The organism is Kitasatospora sp. NPDC088861, assembly GCF_044750105.1.
Taxonomy (GTDB): Bacteria; Actinomycetota; Actinomycetes; order Streptomycetales; family Streptomycetaceae; genus Kitasatospora.
Genome location: NZ_JBIVJF010000003.1, coordinates 16,190 through 38,014, shown reverse-complemented (window position 1 = coordinate 38,014; position 21,825 = coordinate 16,190). Strand labels below are relative to the sequence as shown.

Annotated in this window: 16 protein-coding genes; 5 read left to right on the top strand and 11 right to left on the bottom strand. The window is 73.4% G+C overall.

Annotation, left to right across the window (positions count from 1 at the left end):
• Positions 1 to 158: 158 nt before the first annotated feature.
• Positions 159 to 2,723, top strand: a complete 2,565-nt coding sequence (pepN, locus tag ACIP37_RS06955; protein ID WP_363586435.1) for an aminopeptidase N — start codon at positions 159 to 161, stop codon at positions 2,721 to 2,723.
• Positions 2,724 to 2,779: 56 nt separating this feature from the next.
• Here pepN and ACIP37_RS06950 read toward each other — a convergent pair whose 3' ends face one another.
• A complete protein-coding gene (locus ACIP37_RS06950) occupies positions 2,780 to 4,117 on the bottom strand; it encodes a glycoside hydrolase family 18 protein (protein ID WP_400805327.1) in 1,338 nt (445 codons plus the stop codon).
• Between the two features lie 186 nt (positions 4,118 to 4,303).
• Positions 4,304 to 6,949 (bottom strand): aconitate hydratase AcnA, encoded by a 2,646-nt coding sequence (acnA, locus tag ACIP37_RS06945; RefSeq protein WP_363588329.1) that lies wholly within the window; start codon positions 6,947 to 6,949, stop codon positions 4,304 to 4,306.
• 470 nt (positions 6,950 to 7,419) lie between these two features.
• On the opposite strand from acnA, the gene ACIP37_RS06940 reads away from it, so the two are divergent.
• Positions 7,420 to 7,992 carry a superoxide dismutase family protein gene (locus ACIP37_RS06940; RefSeq protein WP_400805325.1) on the top strand — a complete coding sequence of 191 codons (573 nt, stop codon included), beginning with the start codon at positions 7,420 to 7,422 and terminating at the stop codon, positions 7,990 to 7,992.
• A 9-nt stretch (positions 7,993 to 8,001) separates the two neighbouring features.
• On the opposite strand, the gene argF is transcribed toward ACIP37_RS06940, so the two are convergent.
• The 3 genes from argF to ACIP37_RS06925 all read right to left on the bottom strand — a co-directional run bounded on the left by argF (position 8,002) and on the right by ACIP37_RS06925 (position 13,504).
• Positions 8,002 to 9,003 (bottom strand): ornithine carbamoyltransferase, encoded by a 1,002-nt coding sequence (gene argF, locus ACIP37_RS06935; RefSeq protein WP_400805323.1) that lies wholly within the window; start codon positions 9,001 to 9,003, stop codon positions 8,002 to 8,004.
• A 197-nt stretch (positions 9,004 to 9,200) separates the two neighbouring features.
• Positions 9,201 to 11,924, bottom strand: a complete 2,724-nt coding sequence (locus ACIP37_RS06930) for a polynucleotide kinase-phosphatase (protein ID WP_400805321.1) — start codon at positions 11,922 to 11,924, stop codon at positions 9,201 to 9,203.
• The gene (locus ACIP37_RS06925) at positions 11,921 to 13,504 is read right to left on the bottom strand and encodes a 3' terminal RNA ribose 2'-O-methyltransferase Hen1 (protein WP_400805319.1); all 1,584 of its coding nucleotides are present in this window, start codon (positions 13,502 to 13,504) and stop codon (positions 11,921 to 11,923) included. The genes ACIP37_RS06930 and ACIP37_RS06925 overlap by 4 nt, the downstream gene beginning before the upstream one ends.
• Before the next feature lie 176 nt (positions 13,505 to 13,680).
• Between ACIP37_RS06925 and dapD the strand changes: the two genes are divergently transcribed.
• Entirely contained in the window at positions 13,681 to 14,670 is a 990-nt protein-coding gene (gene dapD / locus ACIP37_RS06920) for a 2,3,4,5-tetrahydropyridine-2,6-dicarboxylate N-succinyltransferase (protein WP_363588339.1), read from the top strand.
• 464 nt (positions 14,671 to 15,134) lie between these two features.
• Complete coding sequence (locus ACIP37_RS06915) at positions 15,135 to 15,377, top strand: hypothetical protein (RefSeq protein ID WP_363588341.1); 243 nt, start codon at positions 15,135 to 15,137, stop codon at positions 15,375 to 15,377.
• Here ACIP37_RS06915 and ACIP37_RS06910 read toward each other — a convergent pair.
• The 6 genes from ACIP37_RS06910 to ACIP37_RS06885 all read right to left on the bottom strand — a co-directional run bounded on the left by ACIP37_RS06910 (position 15,317) and on the right by ACIP37_RS06885 (position 20,705).
• On the bottom strand, positions 15,317 to 15,943 hold the full coding sequence (locus tag ACIP37_RS06910; RefSeq protein WP_363588343.1) for a DUF6099 family protein: 627 nt from the start codon (positions 15,941 to 15,943) through the stop codon (positions 15,317 to 15,319). The two genes, ACIP37_RS06915 and ACIP37_RS06910, sit on opposite strands and share 61 nt — an antisense overlap.
• A 165-nt stretch (positions 15,944 to 16,108) precedes the next feature.
• The gene (locus ACIP37_RS06905) at positions 16,109 to 16,528 is read right to left on the bottom strand and encodes a nucleotide pyrophosphohydrolase (protein WP_400332227.1); all 420 of its coding nucleotides are present in this window, start codon (positions 16,526 to 16,528) and stop codon (positions 16,109 to 16,111) included.
• A 15-nt stretch (positions 16,529 to 16,543) separates the two neighbouring features.
• On the bottom strand, positions 16,544 to 17,896 hold the full coding sequence (locus ACIP37_RS06900; protein ID WP_400843502.1) for an AAA family ATPase: 1,353 nt from the start codon (positions 17,894 to 17,896) through the stop codon (positions 16,544 to 16,546).
• Between the two features lie 94 nt (positions 17,897 to 17,990).
• Complete coding sequence (locus tag ACIP37_RS06895; RefSeq protein ID WP_363629170.1) at positions 17,991 to 18,821, bottom strand: putative RNA methyltransferase; 831 nt, start codon at positions 18,819 to 18,821, stop codon at positions 17,991 to 17,993.
• 124 nt (positions 18,822 to 18,945) lie between these two features.
• Positions 18,946 to 19,752, bottom strand: coding sequence for a RimK family alpha-L-glutamate ligase (locus tag ACIP37_RS06890; protein ID WP_400843499.1), 807 nt, complete (start codon positions 19,750 to 19,752; stop codon positions 18,946 to 18,948).
• Positions 19,749 to 20,705, bottom strand: a complete 957-nt coding sequence (locus ACIP37_RS06885) for an ATP-grasp domain-containing protein (RefSeq protein ID WP_363629165.1) — start codon at positions 20,703 to 20,705, stop codon at positions 19,749 to 19,751. Before ACIP37_RS06885 ends, ACIP37_RS06890 begins: the two co-directional genes overlap by 4 nt.
• A gap of 235 nt (positions 20,706 to 20,940) precedes the next feature.
• Between ACIP37_RS06885 and ACIP37_RS06880 the strand changes: the two genes are divergently transcribed.
• Entirely contained in the window at positions 20,941 to 21,810 is an 870-nt protein-coding gene (locus tag ACIP37_RS06880) for a GNAT family N-acetyltransferase (protein WP_400805315.1), read from the top strand.
• The last annotated feature ends 15 nt before the right edge of the window (positions 21,811 to 21,825 follow it).

The window sequence follows — 21,825 nt, the reverse complement described above, 5'->3', positions numbered from 1 at the left end:
CCGCCGCCGCTGATTCCGGCCCCGCCGGGACGGCCTGTGCAATGGTACCGGCGAGGGAGGGCGTGAAAGGATGCCCCTGCGGGGCGCGGCACACCGCGCGCCGAGACCGCACCACCCACAGACGCACCACCGTGCGAGCCGGACAAAGGAGTACCGCCGTGCCGGGCAAGAACCTGAGCCGCGACGAAGCGCAGCAGCGGGCCAGCATCCTGGCCGTGGAGGGCTACCAGGTCCGGCTGGACGTGACCTCCGCCCCCGATCCGGAGGCCGCCACCTTCCGCTCCACCACCACCGTCACGTTCCGCTGCTCCCGGCCCGGCGCCGACACCTTCCTCGACCTGCTCGCCCCCGCCGTCCACGCCGTCACCCTCAACGGCCGCGCGATCGACCCGGCCACCGCCTACGACGGCGCCCGGGTGCACGTCGACGGCCTCGCCGCCGAGAACGTCCTCACCGTCGAGGCGGACTGCGCCTACAGCCGCACCGGCGAGGGCCTGCACCGCTTCACCGACCCGGTGGACGGCGAGACGTACCTCTACACCCACTACGAGCCGGCCGACGCCCGCCGGGTCTTCGCGACCTTCGAACAGCCCGACCTGAAGGCCCCGTTCGGCTTCACCGTCACCGCCCCCGCCGCCTGGGACGTCTGGTCCAACGCCGTCCACGACAAGGTCACCGAGGAAGGCGCCGCCCGCACCTGGGAGTTCGCGCCGACCCAGCCGATCTCCAGCTACCTCACCGCCGTCGTGGCCGGCCCCTACCACGTCGCCCGCGACCACTACAGCCGCGAACTCGCCGACGGCACCACCCTGGAGATCCCGCTCTCCGCGATGTGCCGCAAGTCCCTCGCCCAGTACTTCGACGCGGACGAGATCCTCGGCGTCACCAAGCTCGGACTCGACTTCTTCCACGAGGAGTTCGACTACCCGTACCCCTTCGGCAAGTACGACCAGGCGTTCGTCCCCGAGTACAACATCGGCGCCATGGAGAACCCCGGCTGCGTCACCTTCCGCGAGGAGTTCGTCTTCCGCTCAAAGGTCACCGACGCCGCCTACGAGGGCCGCGCCAACGTCATCCTGCACGAGATGGCGCACATGTGGTTCGGCGACCTGGTCACCATGCGCTGGTGGGACGACCTGTGGCTGAAGGAGTCCTTCGCCGACTTCATGGGCTCCTACGGCCTGATCGGCGCCCGCACCCGGTACTCCTCCGCCTGGGTCACCTTCGCCAACCAGCGCAAGGCCTGGGCCTACCGGCAGGACCAGCTCCCCACCACCCACCCGATCACCGCCGACATCCGCGACCTCGAGGACGCCAAGCTCAACTTCGACGGCATCACCTACGCCAAGGGCGCCGCCGTCCTCAAGCAGCTGGTCGCGTACGTCGGCTCCGAGGCCTTCTTCGAGGGCGCCCGCCGCTACTTCAAGCGCCACGCCTTCGGCAACACCGAACTCGGCGACCTGCTGGGCGTCCTGGAGGAGACCAGCGGCCGCGACCTCAAGGCCTGGGCCGCCGCCTGGCTGCAGACCGCCGGGGTCGACTCGCTCACCCCGCAGGTGACCACCGACGCCGAGGGCCGGATCACCGAACTCGCCGTCCTCCAGGACGGGGCGGTGCTGCGCCCGCACCGGATCGCGATCGGCCTCTACGACCGGGACGCCGACGGCTCCCTGGTGCGCACCGAGCGGTTCGAGCTCGACGTCACCGGCAACCGCACCGTCGTCGCCGAGGCCGCCGGCCGCCCCCGCCCCGCGCTGGTGCTGCTCAACGACGACGACCTCACCTACTGCAAGATCCGCTTCGACTCCGAGTCCCTGGAGACCCTGCGCACCGGCCTCGGCGACATCCACGACGAGCTGGCCCGGGCACTCGCCTGGTCCGCCGTCTGGAACCTCACCCGGGACGGCCTGATGCCGGCCCGCGACTACGTCGCCCTGGTGCTGCGCTTCGCCGGCCAGGAGGGCAACATCGGCGTGCTGCAGTCGCTGCACGCCCAGGCCAAGACCGCCGTCGACCTGTACGCCGACCCGGCCTGGCGCGGCGAGGGCGGCCGGCAGCTGGCCGACGGCGCCCTGCGCGAACTGCGCGAGGCCGTCCCCGGCAGCGACCACCAGCTGGCCTGGGCCCGCTTCCTCGCCCAGACCGCGGGCGGCGCCGAGCACCTCGGCCTGGTCCGCGGCCTGCTGGCCGGCAGCGCCCGGATCGACGGCCTGGAGGTCGACCAGGAGCTGCGATGGTCGCTGTGGCTGGCACTGGCCGCCGCCGGCCAGGCCGGCGACGAGGAACTGGCCGGAGAGCTGGCCGCCGACAACACCGCCAGCGGCAAGCGCCAGTACACCCAGTGCCTGGCCGCCCGGCCCACCGCGGAGGCCAAGGCCGCCGCCTGGTCGGCCGTGGTCGACTCCGACGAACTGCCGAACGCCCTGGTCGAGGCCGAGATCGCGGGCTTCGCGCTGCCCGCCCACCGCGACCTGACCGCGCTCTACGCGGCGCCCTACTTCAAGCTGCTGGAACGGGTCTGGGCCGAGCGGACCATCGAGATCGCGATGCGGATCGTCAGCGGGTTCTTCCCGCGCGCGCAGACCAGCGAGCAGACCCTGGCCGAGGCCGACGCCTGGTTGGACGGCCACCCGCAGGCCGCGCCGGCGCTGCGCCGCCTGGTCCTGGAGTGCCGCGACGACCTGGCCCGCGCGCTGCGGGCGCAGGCCTGCGACCGGGCCTGACCCAGGCGTGAAGGGGCCCGCCGTGCGGACACGGCGGGCCCCTTCACGTCGGGGCGTCAGTCGCGGCGCAGGCCGCGGTCCAGGGCGGCGATCGCGCTGCCCTGGGCGTCGTCGCCGTCCAGCGACCAGACCATCACGCCGCCCAGGTCGTTCCAGCGCGCGTACCGCGCCTTCTGGGTGAGCACCTCGGCGGTGTCGTAGCTGTAGAAGGTGGTGCCGTCGTACTTCCAGGACGCGCCGTGGTCGCGGTCCACGTACACCTTGCCGGGCAGCGCGTTGACCTCCCGGTAGGAGAGGTCGGGGGCGGCGGCGGTGGCGCTCTGGTAGAGGCCGCCGCGCTTGCCGGGCGCGACGCCCGTCCAGCCGTGGCCGTACAGCGGGGCACCGAGCACGATCTGCTCGGCGGGCAGGCCGCGCTCCTGGTAGTGGTCGACGGCCGTGTCGGCGCTGCGCCGGCGGGCGTCGGGGTCGGCCGGGTCGGAGTAGAGGTTGGCCTGGTGGTTGGCCGGGCCCTTGCCCTCCCAGGGGCCGTGCAGGTCGTAGGTCATCAGGTTGAGCCAGTCCACCGACTCGCTCAGCTCGGGCAGTTCGAGCCGGTCGGCGACGGTCTCGTTGGCGGCGACGGCGGCGGTCAGCAGGTAGTGCCTGCCCTTGTCGCCCTTCTTGCCGCCATCCTTGCCGCCCTTCTTGCCGAAGTCGTCGAGCTGGCGGCGGAACTCCTGCATCAGCAGGGTGAAGTTGCGCCCGTCCTCGGGGCGGACCACGTTGCCCGGGTCCCCGCCGCCGCCCGGGTACTCCCAGTCGATGTCGATGCCGTCGAAGACGCCCGCGGCCGCGCCGGCGCCGCCCTCCGGGGAGCCGGGCAGGACCGGCACGTCGCCCTTGAGGTAGAGGTCGATGCAGGAGGAGACGAACTTCTTGCGCGCGGCGTCGGTGGCGGCCGCGTCGGAGAAGTACTTGGACCAGCTCCAGCCGCCGAGCGAGATGACCGTGCGCAGCTGCGGGTTCTTCGCCTTGAGCTTGCGCAGCTGGTTGAAGTGGCCCTTCAGCTTCTGGCCCGGGGCGTCGGCCACGCCGTCGACCGAGTCGGCGGCGGAGAAGGCGCGCTGGTAGTCGTTGTGGGCGTCGCCCTGGCCGGCGTCGTTGCTCTCGAAGCAGGTGCCGTCGGCGGAGACGTTGCCGAAGGCGTAGTTGACGACGGTGAGCTTCCCGGCCTGGCCGGAGTCCTGGACGCGCTTGGCGGAGCTGTCGGCGCCCCACTGGGTGAAGTAGCCGACCCGCTGGCCCTTCAGCTTCGGGCCGTGCCCGCCGTCGGCGGCGTTGGCGGTGGCGGGGGCGGCGAGCAGCGCGGCGACGGTGGCGGCGGCGAGCAGGGCTGAGGCGCGAGTGGGCATACCGGACCTGTTCTCTGAATGAGCGTCAATTGGTCTGGACCAGATGGGATAGAGGTTTAGTCCATCGCGGCACACCGCACAAGGGGCAGGGCTCAGGAGAGGCAGCATGCAAAAGAGGCCGGACCGCGCGATGCGGTCCGGCCTCTCAGCCACCGGGGCGCTCAGCCCCCGGAACTAGAACTCGGTTCAGCCGATGAGCGAGCGCAGCACGTACTGCAGGATGCCGCCGTTGCGGTAGTAGTCCGCCTCACCGGGGGTGTCGATGCGGACGACCGCGTCGAACTCCTTGTCACCGGCCTTGACCTTGACGGTCTTCGGGGTGCGGCCCTCGTTGAGCTCGGTCACGCCGGTGAAGGAGAAGGTCTCCTCGCCGGTCAGACCGAGGGACTCGGCGGTCTGGCCCTCCGGGAACTGCAGCGGCAGGACGCCCATGCCGATCAGGTTCGAGCGGTGGATGCGCTCGTACGACTCGGCGATGACGGCCTTGACGCCCAGCAGCGCGGTGCCCTTGGCGGCCCAGTCACGGGACGAGCCGGAACCGTACTCCTTGCCGGCCAGGACGACCAGCGGGGTGCCGGCGGCCTGGTAGTTCTGCGAGGCGTCGTAGATGAACGACACCGGGCCGTCGGCCTGGGTGAAGTCGCGGGTGTAGCCGCCCTCGGTGCCCGGCGCGATCTGGTTGCGCAGACGGATGTTGGCGAAGGTGCCGCGGATCATCACCTCGTGGTTGCCGCGGCGCGAGCCGTAGGAGTTGAAGTCGCGCTTCTCGACACCGTTGGCGGTCAGGTACTGCGCCGCCGGGGTGCCCGGCTTGATGTTGCCGGCCGGGGAGATGTGGTCGGTGGTGACCGAGTCGCCCAGCTTGGCCAGGACGCGGGCGCCGGCGATGTCGGTCACCGGGCTCGGGGTCTTGGCCATGCCCTCGAAGTACGGGGGCTTGCGCACGTAGGTGGACTCGGCGTCCCACTCGAAGGTGTTGCCGGTCGGGACCGGGAGCGACTGCCAGCGGTGGTCACCGGCGAAGACGTCCTGGTAGCCCTTGTCGAACATCGCCTCGTCGATGGAGCCGGCGACGGTGTCCGCCACCTCCCGCTCCGACGGCCAGATGTCGGCGAGGAAGACGTCGTTGCCGTCGGCGTCCTGGCCCAGGGCGTCGCGGGTGATGTCGATGTTCATGTTGCCGGCCAGGGCGTAGGCGACCACCAGCGGCGGGGAGGCCAGGTAGTTCATCTTCACGTCCGGGTTGATCCGGCCCTCGAAGTTGCGGTTGCCGGAGAGCACCGAGACGACCGCCAGGTCGGCCTCGTTGACGGCGGCCGAGACCTCCTCGGGCAGCGGGCCCGAGTTGCCGATGCAGGTGACGCAGCCGTAGCCGACCAGGTTGAAGCCCAGCTTCTCCATGTACGGGAGCAGGCCGGCCTTCTCGTAGTAGTCCATGACGACCTTGGACCCGGGGGCCAGGGTGGTCTTGACCCACGGCTTGACCGTGAGGCCCTTCTCCACGGCCTTCTTCGCCAGCAGGGCGGCGCCCAGCATGACGGAGGGGTTGGAGGTGTTGGTGCAGGAGGTGATCGAGGCGATCACGACCGCGCCGTTGTCGATCTCGTACTTCGACCCGTCGGGGGCGGTGACGAGGGTCGGCTTCGAGGCCTCGGCGGAGTAGGTCGGCAGCGCCTCGGCGAACCGGGTGGCGGCCTCGGCCAGGACGACGCGGTCCTGCGGACGCTTCGGGCCGGAGATCGACGGGACGACGGTGGAGACGTCCAGCTCCAGGTACTCGGAGAAGACCGGCTCGACCGACGGGTCGTGCCAGAGGCCCTGCTCCTTGGCGTACGCCTCGACCAGGGCGAGCTGCTGCTCGTCGCGGCCGGTGAGCTTGAGGTAGTTGATGGTCTCGGCGTCGATCGGGAAGATCGCGCAGGTCGAGCCGAACTCCGGCGACATGTTGCCGATGGTGGCGCGGTTGGCCAGCGGGATCGCGGAGACGCCCTCGCCGTAGAACTCGACGAACTTGCCGACCACACCGTGCTTGCGCAGCATCTCGGTGATGGTGAGCACCAGGTCGGTGGCGGTGGTGCCGGCCGGCAGCTGGCCGTTGAGCTTGAAGCCGACCACGCGCGGGATCAGCATGGAGACCGGCTGGCCCAGCATGGCGGCCTCGGCCTCGATGCCGCCGACGCCCCAGCCCAGCACGCCCAGGCCGTTGACCATGGTGGTGTGCGAGTCGGTGCCGACGCAGGTGTCCGGGTAGGCCTGGCCGCCGCGGACCATGATGGTGCGGGCCAGGTGCTCGATGTTCACCTGGTGGACGATGCCGGTGCCGGGCGGGACGACCTTGAACTCGTCGAAGGCGGTCTGGCCCCAGCGCAGGAACTGGTAGCGCTCCTTGTTGCGGCCGTACTCGATCTCGACGTTCTGGACGAAGGCGTCCGGGGTGCCGAACTTGTCGGCGATGACGGAGTGGTCGATGACCAGCTCGGCCGGGGCCAGCGGGTTGATCTTGGCCGGGTCGCCGCCCAGCTCCTTGACGGCCTCACGCATGGTGGCGAGGTCGACCACGCACGGCACGCCGGTGAAGTCCTGCATGATCACGCGGGCCGGCGTGAACTGGATCTCCTGGCTCGGCTGGGCGCTGGCGTCCCAGTTGCCGAGCGCGCGGATGTGGTCGGCGGTGATGTTCGCGCCGTCCTCCGTGCGGAGCAGGTTCTCCAGCAGCACCTTGAGGCTGTACGGCAGCCGCTCGGAACCCTCGACGGCGGAGAGCTTGAAGATCTCGTACGACTCGTCGCCCACCTGCAGCGAGCTGCGGGCGTCGAAGCTGTTCGCGGACACGACTGACTCCTTCTGGGTGCTTCGTGCGGTATCCGGCCGCCACGGTGGTAAGGTCAGCCTTACTTAGGCTTACCTTGCCCGCATCGCCGGCGAGCTCCGCTCGGCAAGTATCTTGATGTCGAGATATATCCTATGGGGCAGTTATCTCGATGTCGAGATAAACCATAGTGCATGCCGTCGCCTTCACCACCGCAGGCATGCCTGGGTCGATAGAAGCGCAGGTCAGCGGCCATTCCGGCGACAGAGGCCGACAACCGCACCGCTGCCGGCCCACCACCGGCTCGGCACCGGCTCAGTGTCGACTCAGCACCGACTCACACCAGCTCACCACCGGAACCGCCGGTCGGCGACGGGACGAGCGGGGGCGCGCCCGCGCGGCCCGCTCGCCTCCGAGCCCGTTCGAGGGTGTCCGCCGGCGCCCGGCGCCGTTGAGCACGGTGTCCGTCACCCCGCCCGTGGAAGGCCCGTTGATGTCCACTCCGCTCGCCGCCGCGCTGCTGCCGCTGGCCCTGCTCGCCCCCGCCGCCGCCTCGCCGGCCCCCGTCACCCCGCGGGCCCCCATCGCCTCGCCCGTCTCCGTCGTCGAGGCCGCCTTCGACCCCGCGACGGCCTTCGTCCCGCCGACCGCCGTCAGCTACGCGGACGACCTCGTGCCGTACGGCGCGCACACCCGGATCGTCACCGACCGCTCCACCGCGGGGCGGACGGTGCTCACCATGACCGTCACCGGGCTCGCCCCCGACCACGAGTTCCCGGTGCACCTGCACACCGGCTCCTGCGGGGCCGACCCGGCCTCGTCCGGACCGCACTACCAGGACGCCGTGGACCCGGTGCAGCCGTCCACCGACCCCGCGTACGCCAACGGGCGCAACGAACTGCGGCTGGCGCTGCGCACCGACGAGCACGGCGAGGGCACCGCGACGGCCTCGGTGCCCTGGCAGCCCCGGCCCGGCGAGGCGCGCTCGCTGGTGATGCACGCGGGCACCCCGGCCGGCCCGCACGCGGCGGGCGACCGGGCGGCCTGCGTCAAGCTGGAGAAGTGAGCTCCTGCTTCAGGAGCCGAGAGTGGCGACCAGGACCGCCTTGATGGTGTGCAGGCGGTTCTCGGCCTGGTCGAACACGACGGAGTGCGCCGACTCGAACAGCTCGTCGGTGCACTCCAGCTCGGTCATGCCGGTCGCCTCGTACATCTGCCGCCCGACCACCGTGCCGAGGTCGTGGAACGCGGGCAGGCAGTGCAGGAACTTCACGGCCGGGTTGCCGGTGGCCCGGACGGTGTCCATCGACACCTGGTAGGGCTTGAGCAACTCGATCCGCTCGGCCCAGACCTCCTTGGGCTCGCCCATCGAGACCCAGACGTCGGTGTAGAGGAAGTCCACGTCGGCCACGCCCTCGGCCACGTCCTCGGTGAGGGTGATCCGGGCGCCGGTCGCCTCGGCCAGCGTCTCGGCCGCCTTCCGGACATCCTCGGCCGGCCAGAGGGAGCGCGGGGCGACGATCCGGACGTCCATGCCGAGCAGGGCGCCGGTGACCAGCAGCGAGTTGCCCATGTTGGAGCGGGCGTCGCCGAGGTAGGCGAGGGCGGTCCCGGTCAGCGGCTTGGTGCCGTGCTCGGTCATGGTGAGCACGTCGGCCAGCATCTGGGTGGGGTGCCACTCGTCGGTGAGACCGTTCCAGACCGGGACGCCGGCATTCGCGGCCAGTTCCTCGACGATCTCCTGGCCGTGGCCGCGGTACTCGATGCCGTCGAACATCCGGCCGAGCACCCGGGCGGTGTCCCGGATGGACTCCTTGTGGCCGATCTGCGAACCGGACGAGTCCAGGTAGGTGGTGGTGGCGCCCTGGTCGTGGGCGGCGACCTCGAAGGCGCAGCGGGTTCGGGTGGAGGTCTTCTCGAAGATCAGCGCGATGTTCTTCCCGCGCAGCCGGGGCTGCTCGGTGCCCGCATACTTGGCCGCCTTGAGCCCGGCGGCGAGGTCCACCAGGAAGCGGAACTCCTGGGGCGTGAAGTCGAGCTCCTTGAGGAAGTGCCTGTTCCGGAGGTTGAAGGCCATACCGGGCTCCTGGGATGACGGGACGTACGGGAAAGTAGCAAGTCTATACGATGCTCGGAATTTCTATACACAGCGGGGGTGGGAGAGGGGGAGCCCCGCCGCGGACTCCCCCTCAACACCCGGTCGGCCCACAGCCGCGGGCACCCTCAACGCCCGGTCGGCCTACGGGCGCGGACCCCCTTCTGCGTCCGGTCGGCCTACAGGCGCGGATCGACCGGCTCGGACTCCAGCGCGAGCACCGCGAACACCGGCTCGTGCACCCGCCACAGCGGCTCGCCGGCCGCCAGCCGGTCCAGCGCCTCCAGGCCCAGCGCGTACTCGCGCAGCGCCAGCGAGCGCTTGTGGCCCAGCGACCGCTCGCGCAGCCGGTCCAGGTACTCGGTGTAGTCCGGGCCGTAGACGATCCGCAGGTACTCCCGGCCGCGCACCTTCACCCCCGGCTGCACCAGCCCGCCCGGACGGCCCCCGCCCCGCTTCGTGCGCACCACCGAGGCCAGCGGTTTGACCACCATGCCCTCGCCGCCCGCCGCCGTCAGCTCCTCCCACCAGGCCGTGGCGGCCGCCACCGAGGCCTCGTCCTCGGTGTCCACCAGGAGACGGCCGGTGCGGTGCAGGACCGGTGCCCGGTCGCCGTCCGTTTCGGACGCCGCCTCGGACGCCGTCACGGACGCCGCTGCGAGCGCGGCTTCGGCCCGCGCTTCGGCCGCCGCTTCGTCGGCCGCGACCAGGCGGTCGATCCAGGCCAGGTGCTCGTCGTGCGGGCGTACGGCGAGGTTCGCCCCCTCGGCGGCCAGCACCTGGAACGGCGCCAGCCGCACGCCCGACAGCCCCTCGGTCGGCCAGCAGTACCGCCGGTACGCCTCGGTGAACGCCTGCGCGTCGGCCGCGCGCCGCCGCTGCTTGGCGGTCAGCTCCGCCAGGTCCAGCCCGCGACCGGCCGCCCGCTCCAGGGCCGCCAGCGCCTCCGGCAGGGCGGCGCCCGCCGCCGCGCCGACCGCCGCGTACTGGCGGCGCAGCAGTTCCACGGCCTTCAGCGACCAGGGCATCAGCTCGGCATCCAGCAGCAGCCAGCCGGTGCCCAGCTCGTCGAACAGCCCCGAGCGCTCGGCGGCCACCCGCACCCGGCCCAGCACGGCCGCGGTCAGGCCGTCGTCGGCGAGGAACGCCCGGCCCGTCCTGGTCCAGATCGCGCCCGGACCGGCCACGCCGAAGCGCTGCTCCAGCGCCGCGTCGTCCCGGGCGACCAGCACCACCGCGCGGGACCCCATGTGCTTCTCCTCGCACACCAGGTGCCGCACGCCGTCCGCGCGGTAGGCGGCGAACGCCTCCTGCGGGTGCTCCAGGAAGCCGTCCCGGCGGGAGGCGGCGCTCGGCGCCATCGTCGGCGGCAGGTACGCCAGCAGCCGCGGGTCCAGCGCGAAGCGGCTCATCACCTCCAGCGCCGCCGCCGCGTTCTCCTCCCGGACGGCGACCCGCCCATGCAGCCCGGTCTCGACGATCCGGCGGCCCGCCACGTCGGCGAGATCCAGCGGACGGCCCTCGCGGGCGCCCGGCGCGTCCGTGGACAGCGGACGCACCGGCGCGTACCACTCCCGCTCGGCCGGCACGCTCACCAGCTCCCGCTCCGGGTAGCGCAGCGCCGTCAGGGTGCCGCCGAACACGCAACCGGTGTCCAGGCAGACGGTGTTGTTGACGAAGCTCGCCGACGGCACCGGTGTGTGGCCGTACACCACCAGCGCCTTGCCCCGGTACTCCTCCGCCCACGGGTAGCGCACCGGCAGGCCGTACTCGTCGGTCTCGCCGGTGGTCTCCCCGTACAGCGCGTGCGAGCGCACCCGGCCCGAGTTGCGGCCGTGGTACCGCTCCGGCAGACCGGCGTGGCAGACCACCAGCGCGCCGCCGTCCAGCAGGTAGTGGCTCACCAGGCCGCGCATGAACTCCCGCGCCTCGGCCCGGAACTCCTCGGACTCGCCGGCCAGCTGATCCAGCGACTCCTGCAGACCGTAGGCGACGTTGACCTTCTTGCCGTCCAGCGCCCGGCCCAGCTTGTTCTCGTGGTTGCCCGGCACGCACAGCGCGTGCCCGGCCGCGACCATGCCCATCACCAGGCGCAGCACGCCCGGTGTGTCCGGGCCGCGGTCGACCAGGTCCCCGACGAACACGGCGGTACGGCCCGCCGGCGGCACCGCGTCCACCGGCCGGCCCCCGGCGTCCCGGGTCAGCGTGTAGCCGAGGCGGATCAGCAGGGTCTCCAGCTCGGAGCGGCAGCCGTGGATGTCACCGACGATGTCGAACGGGCCGGTCAGGTGACGCAGGTCGTTGTAGCGCTTCTCCAGCTCCACCTCGGCCGCCGCCACCTCGGCCGCGCCGCGCAGCACGTGCACCTTGCGGAAGCCCTCGCGCTCCAGGCCGCGCAGGGAACGGCGCAGCTCGCGGTGCTGGCGCGGGACGACGTGGGCCGGCAGCCGGCGGTCCGGGCGGGAGCGGTTGCGCTCGGCGCACACGCCCGGCGGGACGTCCAGCACGATCGCGATCGGCAGCACGTCGTGCTCGCGGGCGATCCGCACCAGCTGGCGGCGTGCCTCGGGCTGGACGTTGGTGGCGTCCACGACGGTCAGCCGGCCGGCCGCGAGACGCTTGCCGACGATGTAGTGCAGGACGTCGAAGGCCTCGGCGGAGGCCGACTGGTCGTTCTCGTCGTCGGCGACCAGGCCGCGGCAGAAGTCGGAGGAGACGACCTGGGTGGGCAGGAAGTGGCGGCGGGCGAAGGTCGACTTGCCGGCGCCGCTGGTGCCGATCAGGACGACGAGGGAGACGTCGGTGACGGGGAGACGGCGGGGGGCGGGGTGGTCCTGGGGCTGACCCTGGTCGTGCTCCTGGTGCTGGTGCTGCTCGGGCGTCGGGGTCGCTTCGTCGGTCATCGGGATTCGCCTCCTTCGGGCGCCGGGTCGGTCGGGGTGTGCTCGGTCGCGGCCGGGTCGGTCCGGGTGGCGCCGGTCGGGGTCTGCTCGGTCGGGCTGGTGCCGAGGCGGAACAGGGCCAGCTGGGTCGGCGCGCCGACCTCCCCGTCCTCCGGCCCCACCGGGCGCAGCACCACCGTGTAACCGAACACCGCCGCGACCCGCTCGGCCCACGCGCGGAACTCGGCGCGCGACCACTCGAAGCGGTGGTCGGCGTGCCGGACAGCGCCCGCCGGCAGGCTCTCCCAGCGGACGTTGTACTCGGCGTTCGGCGTGGTGACGACCACCGCCCCCGGCCGGGCCGCGCCGAACACCGCGTACTCCAGGGCGGGCAGCCTGGGCAGGTCCAGGTGCTCGACCACCTCGCACAGCACCGCCGCGTCGAAGCCCTTCAACCGGGCGTCCGTGTACGTCAGCGCGCCCTGCGCCAGCGTCACCCGGGCCGCCTGCCGCTCCGGCATCCGGTCCAGGCGCAGTCCGCGGGCCGCCGCCTGCAAGGCCCGCGCCGACACGTCCACGCCGAGCACCTCGGTGAACCGGGCGTCCTTCAGCAGTTCGCCGATCAACTCGCCCCGGCCGCAGCCGAGATCGGCGACGCGGGCCGCGCCCACCTCCCGCAGGGCGGCGAGGATCGCGGCGCGGCGCTGCCCGGCGAGGGACGGCGGCCTGGGCTCCGATGTCGCCCCGGCGGCCTCCTCCGGCTCCTCCGGCCGCTCGTCGACCGCGTTGTCGACCTCCTCGGGCTCCCGGTCGTCCGCCTCCGCCAGCCGGGCCAGCTCCAGACGCTCCATCGCCACCCGGGTCAGCGCCCGGCTCCGGGACAGGTAGCGGCGGGTGATCAGGTCGCGCTCCGGGTGGGCGGCCAGCCAGCCCTCGCCGGCGGCGAGCAGCTTGTCCACCTCGTCCGGGGCGACCCAGTAGTGCTTGGCGCCGTCCAGCACCGGCAGCAGCACGTACAGCTGCTGGAGCGCGTCGGCGAGCCGCACAGCGTCCGAGACCAGCGTGAGCCGCACGTACCGGGACTCGCCCCACTCCGGGAACGCCTCGTCCAGCGGAAGCGCCACCGCCTCGACCCGCCAGCCCAGCGGCTCGAACAGCCGGACCGCCATCGCCGGGCCACCGCCCTCGCCCGCGCCGTTCGCGGGCACCGCGGGCAGCGTGATCCGCAGCGGGCGCGGCCGGTCCGCCAGCCCGGGCCGGGCCGGGCAGGCGCCCTTCATCGCGGACCGGAACACCGTCCGCAGCGCCACCGCGAGCAGCGAGGACGCCGCGTACGGGCGGTCGTTGACGTACTGGGCGAGCGCGAAGTCCGGCGAACCGCCGCGCCCCTTGCCCCGGCCCTTGCGGACCAGCGCGATCGGGTCGACGTCCAGCAGCAGCGCCGCCGTGCAGACGTCGTCGCCCGCCTCGGGGTAGAAGACGTGCGCCTCGCCGTGCGACGTCGCGAACCGCTGGACCTTGCCCGGGTGTTTGTGCAGCAGGAAGCCGAGATCGGTGGCCGGGCCCTCGACGCTGCCGGTGGTGGAGATCGACATGAACACCCGCCCGAGTATCGCCGAGCAAACCTCCGCTGAACACCGGGTTTTCCGGCTCGGCGGCCGTCCGCCGCAGCCCGTCGGTGGCCGTGTACGCACGGCGGGGGCGTGCCGACCGACGGCCGCGTCCGTACGACGGGCGTGTTCGGCAGCAGGGCCCCGCATTGGTTAACGTGCACGGTGTGACTGCTGAATCGACCTCCCTCCCGAACGGGGCCGTGGCCGCCGGCCTGGCCACCATCGCCGCCGACGGCACCGTCCTCGACACCTGGTTCCCCGCCCCCGCCCTGGCCGCCGAGCCCGGCCCGGCCGGCACCGTCCGCCTGACCGCCGAGCAGGCCGAGGCCGAACTCGGCGCCGGCGCCGCCGAGGCGCTGCGCGCCGACCCGCGCCGCGGCGTCGAGGTGGTCGCCGTGCGCACCACCATCGCCTCGCTCGACGAGAAGCCGCTCGACACCCACGACGTGTACCTGCGCCTGCACCTGCTCAGCCACCGCCTGGTCAAGCCGCACGGCCAGAACCTGGACGGCGTCTTCGGGCTGCTCGCCAATGTCGCGTGGACCAGCATCGGCCCCGTCCCGGTGGACGCGGTCGAGCAGGCCCGCCTCGCGGTCCGCGCCCAGGGCGGCCAGCTCGCCGTGTACGGCATCGACAAGTTCCCGCGGATGACCGACTACGTCGCCCCGTCCGGTGTGCGCATCGCCCACGCCGACCGCGTCCGCCTCGGCGCCCACCTGGCCGCCGGCACCACCGTGATGCACGAGGGCTTCGTCAACTTCAACGCCGGCACCCTCGGCACCTCCATGGTCGAGGGCCGGATCAGCGCGGGCGTCGTCGTCGGCGACCACAGCGACATCGGCGGCGGCGCCTCGATCATGGGCACCCTCTCCGGCGGCGGCAAGCAGGTCGTCTCGGTCGGCGAGCGCTGCCTGCTCGGCGCCAACGCCGGCATCGGCATCTCGCTCGGCAGCGACTGCGTCATCGAGGCCGGCCTCTACGTCACCGCCGGCACCCGGGTCACCACCCCGGACGGCACCGTGGCCAAGGCCGTCGAGCTGTCCGGCCAGGACAACCTGCTGTTCCGCCGCAACTCGCAGACCGGCGCCGTCGAGGTCATCGCCCGCTCCGGCTCCTGGGGCGGCCTCAACGCCGACCTGCACGCCCACAACTGACCTGCGGGACCACACCATCGGGGTTCGGAGCCGACTCGGGCTCCGGACCCCGAGTGCGTTCTGCGGCTTTCGGCGGGCGTGCGGGCCCCCTCCCCCCCTCCCCCCTCCCCCCTCCGCCCTCCCCTCCTTCCCCTCGCCCGAAGCCTTGGCCCTGTCCCGGCTTGGTCGGGCACCCGGCTTGGTCGGGCTCCCGGCTTGCTCGGCGCCGAGCAAGCCGGGAGTGTCTCGTCGCGCGCCTAGCCCAGGCCGCTTCGCGGCGGCAAGCCGGGATCACCCGGGAGGCTTACGGCGTAACGGAGTTGGACCACATCGGGTGGCGCGCGGTGACCGGCCGCCGGAGCGGTTCGTTGGTTGCTGCGGCGGGGGCGTGTGCCTCGGTGGCCAGGCATCAGGCACCCCCGCTGCGCGGGCCGAGCCACCGTCGGCCGCTTCACGCCGCACTACCGATCCGAAGAGGTCCCGTCATGACCGAACCAACTGCCACGCCGCAGCTCCCGAGCAGCCCGGCGGGCTCGGCCGCCGGCACCTCGTCCGGGCCCGCCGCGCAGAAGAGCCTGCTGGAACAGTTGCACGAACTGCTCGCCTCGGTGTCCGCGGATCTCGCCGAGTTACAGTCCCCCGGCATCCGGGAGGACGGCCCGGCCGCCTATCCCACCGGTACGGACACCTCCTCCTCCGACGCTCCGGCCACGCCAGGCACCCGATAGTCCGGCGCCTGCTCCTCCCCCGTCGGCCCGCCCTCGTCCGGCGGGTCGAGCCGGACCACGAGTAAGGGCGAGCCCCGCTCGGCCGGCGCCCCGCCGAGCACCGCGCCTTCCTCTCCCTCCAGCCTGCCCGCCACCTTCCGCAGCCGCCCGGCCAGGTCCTTGCACTCCGACACCGCGTCCACACCGTCGATGCACGTCCAGTAGAGGCTCTCGGTGTCGGCCCCGCAGGCCAGCACCACCAGCGTCTCCCCGACGTCCCGCAGCAGCCCGTCCAGCGCGCCCAAGGCCGGTGCCAGCTCGCCGAGTTCGGTGAGCCGCCCGGCCCGGCCGCCGCTCAGCACGGCGGCCCTGACGACCGAGCGTTCCAGGCAGACCGCCGCGTGCGCCGCGGCCTCGGCCAGTTGCTGCCCCAGCCCGGCGAGCTCGTCGTCGTCCAGCTCCGCCAGCCTGGCCCCCACCGCCTCGGTGAGCAGCGCGGCCTGCCGCGCCTCGGCCAGCACATCCGGTACGTGTCTGGCCTCGGCCAGGGCGTGCCGGGCCCTCTTGATCAGTCGCAGCGCCTCCATGGCCGCCACTCCTTTCGCTCGCTGTCGCCGTGGGACCACCGCCGCCGGTGGGGCGGTCAGGTGGTCACGGCGAAAGCGTGCGGCGAAGTCGGCGAGGCCGCATCCGTCATCGGGAAAGCTGTGGACAAGTCCGGGGCTGTGGATAACTCCCGTCCCTCACAAGGATTATTCGTCCACGTCCGGGTTGACACCCGCCCCGCCCTGGTCGGCGTCCGCCGGTCCGTCCGGCACCGGGAAGCGGAGCTCGTTCCGCTCGATCTTGGCCGCGAGGGCCTCCAGCGGATCCACCCCGACCACCGTGCAGAACTGCACCAGGTACGCGAGGACGTCCGCGACCTCGTCCCGCACCCGGTGGGCCCGCTCCGGATCGGACATCACCGCGGCCGCCTGCTCGGGCGTCGACCACTGGAAGATCTCCAGCAGTTCGCCGGCCTCCACGCTCAGCGCGGCCGCCAGGTTCTTCGGCGTGTGGAAGGGCTCCCAGCGCCGGGCCGCCGCGAAGTCCGCCAGCCGCTGCCGCAGGGCCTCCAAGGTCGGCCCGGTGGGCCCGGCCGGTTCCCCCGGCCTCGTCACTCGTTCGTTCACCCGTCCAGGTCTACCTCACCCGTCCACGTCGTCCGCCCCCGGGTCGGCGCCGTCCCCGCGCCCGCACTGGGCCGGCACCCTGGTCGTCTCGGGCCGCAGCACGGTGTGCCCCGAGTCCGGGTCGCGCCGGCACTCGACCAGCACGGCCGCGCCCGACCGCGGTTCGGCCGCGCCGAGCGCCTCCCGCGCCGCGGCGGGCTCCTGAAGCGCGGCGAGGACGCGCAGCTGGTTGCGCCCGGACATGTCCCGGGCCAGCCGTAGCAGTGAGGCGGTCTGTTCGGTGGCGAGCCCGGCGCCGAGGTCCTCGGCGAGCACGGTGAGCTGCCGGTGCGCCCACGGCACCTCGGCGGCCACGTCGAGGTCGAGCACCCCGGCCCCGGTGAGCAGCACCGCGGCGAACGCGAGGTGGCGCAGCATGCCGTCGGAGGCCTGGTCGGCCCCGGTGCGTCCGAGGACGCCTTCGTCGAAGACCGCGAGGACGCGCTGGTCGGGCCCGCTGCCGCGGTGGGCGAGGGAGAGTCCGAGCAGCGGGTGCGGGGCGGCGGACTGGACGGCGCGCAGGAGCTGCCCGTAGCGGCGCGGGCACTCGTTGCCGAGCCGGGCGAGGACGGCGGAGATGTTGGCGGCGTTGCTGCGCAGCCGGGCCTGCGGGTCGGGTCGGGCCCAGCCGCGCATGAGGGCGGGGACGGGGTGGACGGGGAAGACCTCGCGCAGGGCGGTGAGCAGGTCCTCGGTGGCGGCGAGGACCTGCCGTTCGCCCCGGGAGGAGCCGGCCACCCGGAGCGGCAGTTGCGCGGTGATCATGGTGCCGCTGGGGAAGGGCGCCCGGATGTCTCCCTGGCGGGTGTCGTTGTGCCAGCAGACGTTGACGCGCCGCTTGCGGACGTCCTGTTCGCCGGTGTCGACGAGGGTGCGGCCGTCCAGGGTGAGCGATTCGCGGGCGATCCGCACCGGGCCGTCGGTGCGGACGACGACGTCGAGCCGGATGCGGCCGTGCGGGGAGCGGACGGTGCAGCCGAGGATGACGGCGTCGCGCCCGTGCGGGACGCACCCGGTCAGGCCGCCGCGGACGGGTTTGGCCAGGGGGCCGGTGCGGTCGGGCAGCCCGTCGAAGGAGTCGGCGATCTCCTCTCCGAGGGCCAGCCGGGAGAGCACGGCCAGTGCGTCGAGGGCGTTGGACTTGCCGACGCCGGCGGGCCCGTGCAGGACGGTGAGGGGCGCGAGCGGCAGGACCGCGCGCCGGTAGGACTTGAACGAGGTGAGCCGGAGCTCCTCGACGGTGGGACGTGTTACGGATGACCGATCGGGCCCCGGGGCGCTCGGTCGGGGGTGGGCCGGCGCGGCGGGCCGGGTGGCGTCGCGGTTCACCCATCGGACGTTAGCCGCAGGCCGGTCGGCAGAAACGTGCCTGCTCAGCAGATTCATCCCAACGTGGCGGCCGCACCCCGCGCGCGCCCGACGTTCAGCGCCGGTAGGCGGCCACCGTCACGGAGGCGGTCACCTCGACCGGGTCCGGCAGGTCCGCGAGCGCGGCGGCCAGGCGGTCCGGGTCGGTGTGCCAGGCACTGGGGCCCATGCCGACGACGGTGCGCACGTCGTCCGGGCCGAGCCGCAGGGTGAACTCGACCTGCCGCCGGCCGGCGGAGGTCAGATAGGGTCCGAGCTTCTCGTCGATCCGCCGCTGCTTCTCCTCGTCGACCGACAACAGGCCCAGTGCGCCGACGAGTTCACGCAGGTGGCGGGCGGTGGGCGAGACCAGCAGCAGGGTGGCGCCGGGGCGCAGCACGCGGCGGATCTCGGGCCCGTTGCGCGGGGCGAAGACGTTGAGCATCAGCCCGGCAGAGGCGTCGCGCAGCGGCAGCGGCCGCCAGGCGTCGCAGACCACGGCACCGATCCGGGGGTGGGCCTTGGCGGCGCGGCGCAGCGCGAACTTGGAGATGTCGAGGGCGGCCCCGACGCGGCCGGGCAGGGCGTCGAGGACATGGGCCAGGTAGTGGCCGGTGCCGGCGCCGAGGTCGGCGACGAGGCCTTCGGGGTCGGCGTCCGCGGCGGCCTCGGCGAGGGCGTCGGCGATGGGCCGGTAGTGGCCGGCGGCGAGGAAGTCGGCACGGGCGGCGACCATCTCGGCGGTGTCGCCGGTGCCGGTGTGGGCGTCGCCGGCGAGGAGGCTGACGTAGCCCTGCTTGGCGAGGTCGAAGCTGTGGCCGGCGGGGCAGCGCAGGGCGCGCTCGTGCCGGGTGAGGGCCTGCGCGCAGTGGGGGCAGGCCAGGTAGCGCTCGATGTCCTGCAGCAACGTTCCGTCTTCTCTCGCCGTTCGGCCCGGGTGCCCGGTGGCCCTGAGTAACCAGCCTAACGACCCCGCTCGCCCCCGACGGCCCGCCGAACCCGCCCCGGGTCCGACGGCCCCGCCGCCCGGCCTACCGGCCCCGCCCCTGCGCGACGTGCCCGCGCCCGCGCTCCGCCGCGACGCGCAGGGCGAGGGCGGCGAGCGCCTCCGGCGCGCCCAGCCGTCCACGGATGCCGGGGAAGGCGTTGACGTCGACGATGACGGGTTCGGCGGGCCCGTCGAGCAGGTCGACGCCGTAGACGTCGAGCCCGAACACCTCGCCGACGCGCAGAGCCAGCGCAGCCCGTTCGGCAGGCGGCTCCCAGTCCTGCCCCTGCCCCGATTCCCCCTGGCCGTCGGCGAGTTCGGACCGCCGCCGGGCGGCGAACACCTGCCGGTCGATCACCCACAGCTTCTGGTCCCAGCCGGTCCCCGGGACGAACGACTGGGTGACGACGGGCTCGTCGGGCCAACGCGCGACGAGTTCGCGCAACCGGGCCGGGCCGTCGACCCGGGCGACCAGGTCGTGGCGCCGACTGTGCCGGCTCTTGACGACGAACGGGTAGTCGGGATCGGCGAGTTCGGCGATCCGCCCGGCGTCGCGGGTGGCCGCGAAGGGCAGGTCGGCCGCGCGCGCGAGTTCGGCCATCCGCACCCGGTCCTGACAGAGTTCGGTGGCCGCGGCCGAGTTGATGACAGGCGCCCCGCGCCGCTCCAACTCTCGTGCGAGTGAAAGGGGTCGACGGGTGTGGGCCTTGAGCAGATAGACGTCGGCGAGCGCCGGCCCCGCCGGGCCGACAGGGTCGACGATCGTCACCTCGTGCCGGTCCGCCAGCAGGGCGGCGGTCGCCGCGAGCACCGGGTGTCCGGGGTCGGCGGTGATCAGGCCGATCCTCATATCGCCCCGCCCAGGCCGGCCCCGTCAAGGCCGGCCCCACCCAAGCCGGCTCCGCCGAACTCTCCACGACCGAAGCCCAGTTGCCCGTACCCCGCGCCACCACCCGCCGACACCAGTGCGGGCGCGGGCGCCGACACGGCCGTCCCGCTGCGCGCGAGCCGCAGCACCGCCCGGGCGACCCTGGCGACCGCGTCCGGCACCTGGCGGAAGCTCGGGAAGTCGTTGATGTCGACGACCACCGGCCCGTCCGGCCCGAGCAGCACGTCGACGCCGTACAGGTCGAGCCCGAACACCTCACCGACCTGCGCCGCGATCCGCGCGACCTCCCCGGGCAACGGGACCTGCCGTTCGCGCACGCCCTGCCCGGGGTGGAGCGGGGAGGAACGTTCCGTCGCGAAGAGCTCGCCGTCGACGCAGTACACCTTGAGGTCGGTGCCGGAGTTGGGCACGTAGGGCTGGGCGATCAACAGCCCCTCGTCGGCGAGTTCGGCGCCGAGGTCGAGGAGGTGGTCGGGGCTGGGCACGAGCCGGACGGCACGTCCGGAGCTGCCGTCGGCGGGCTTGACGACGAGCGGGTACTCGGCGGCCGGGATCTCGGCGAGCCGTTCCCAGCGGGCGGTGGCGTAGGTGACGGGGACGGGCAGGCCGCGGGTGCTGGCGATGACGGAGGCGAGCGCCTTGTCGCGGACGCCACGGATGGAGCGGACGTCGTTGACGGTGGTGAGGCCGACGGCGGCGGCGGCGTCCAGCAGGGTGAGTCCGGGCCCGCCGGAGACGGTCTTGAGCACCCAGGCGTCGTGGCTGCCGGCCCGGATCGCCTCGGAGATCGCCATCAGCGAGTCCCCGGGGCGCAGCACGTCCACCCGGTGCCCCCACGCGGTGAGCTGGCGTGCCACGTCGAGCGGCATGCCGTCGTGCCGGTAGTGCTCCTCCACCAGAAAGCAGAGCCTCATGGGCCTGTCTTCCCCCCTTGCCGAGCCGAGTGCGGACGTCCGCCGTCCCCCTTCGGCAGAGCTGTCAAGGCATCAGCATGCCACGCGGTATACGCACAAGATCACTGCGAGCCGGTAAGCGTTCAGCAACAATCAGGCGCCCGCGCCCGCGCCGCGCCGCCCGTCACCGCCCCTGGCGCCCCCGGCGCGAAGCCCGGGAACAAAGCGGTGGCGGGCCGCCGGCGCCCCTGCTTGGATGCACGCCGTGACTTCTGTTGATCATGCTCCCGACCCTTCCCTCCTCGACGCGATCGAGCGCTACTACGACGCGGTGCCGCGCAGCGCCGCACGGGCCGAGGACTTCGGCCCGCTGACCCTGTTCGTCCGCGAGAGCGCGGGCTGGCCCTACTACGCCCGCCCCACGCTCGACCACGACGGCCCCGCCACCACCGCCGAGGACGTCCTGCGGGTGCTGGCCCGCCAGCGGGAGCTGGGCGAGCCGGAGGCCTTCGAGTGGGTGGCCGAGCGGAGTCCGGAGCTGCGGGCCGCGGTGGAGGCGGCCGGGCTCGCGGTGCACGAGCACCCGCTGCTGGTGCTGGGCCCGCAGGACGAGCCGGCCCCGGCGCCCGAGCTGCCGGAGGAGGTGCGGGTGGAGGTGCTGGGCGCGGACGCACCGGAGCTGGCGTCGGCGGTCGCCGTTCCGCACCTGGCGTTCGCCGAGCCCGGCACCGGCGTGGGCGCCGTGGGTGCGGCCGAACTGGCCGAGGCCGCAGGGCGGTTGGTGGCGGAGGGCGCGGTGGAGCGGATCGCACGGCGGATCACCGACGGCGCCACCGTGCTGGCCGCCGCGCTGGAGGACGGTTCCGCGCTGTGCGCGGGCCAGCACAATCCGGTGGGCGCGGTCACCGAGGTGGCCGGGGTCGGGACGCTGCCGGCCGCGCGGCGGCGCGGGCTGGGCCTGGCGGTCACCGCGGCCCTGGTCGCGCACGCGCGGGCGAACGGCGTGCGGACGGTGTTCCTGTCCGCCGCCGACGAGGAGGTCGCCCGGATCTACCGCCGGGCGGGCTTCCGTCCGTTCGCGACGGCCCTGATCGCCGAGCCGGCCCCGGAGCGGCCCGGCGACTGACCCGCCGGGCGCACC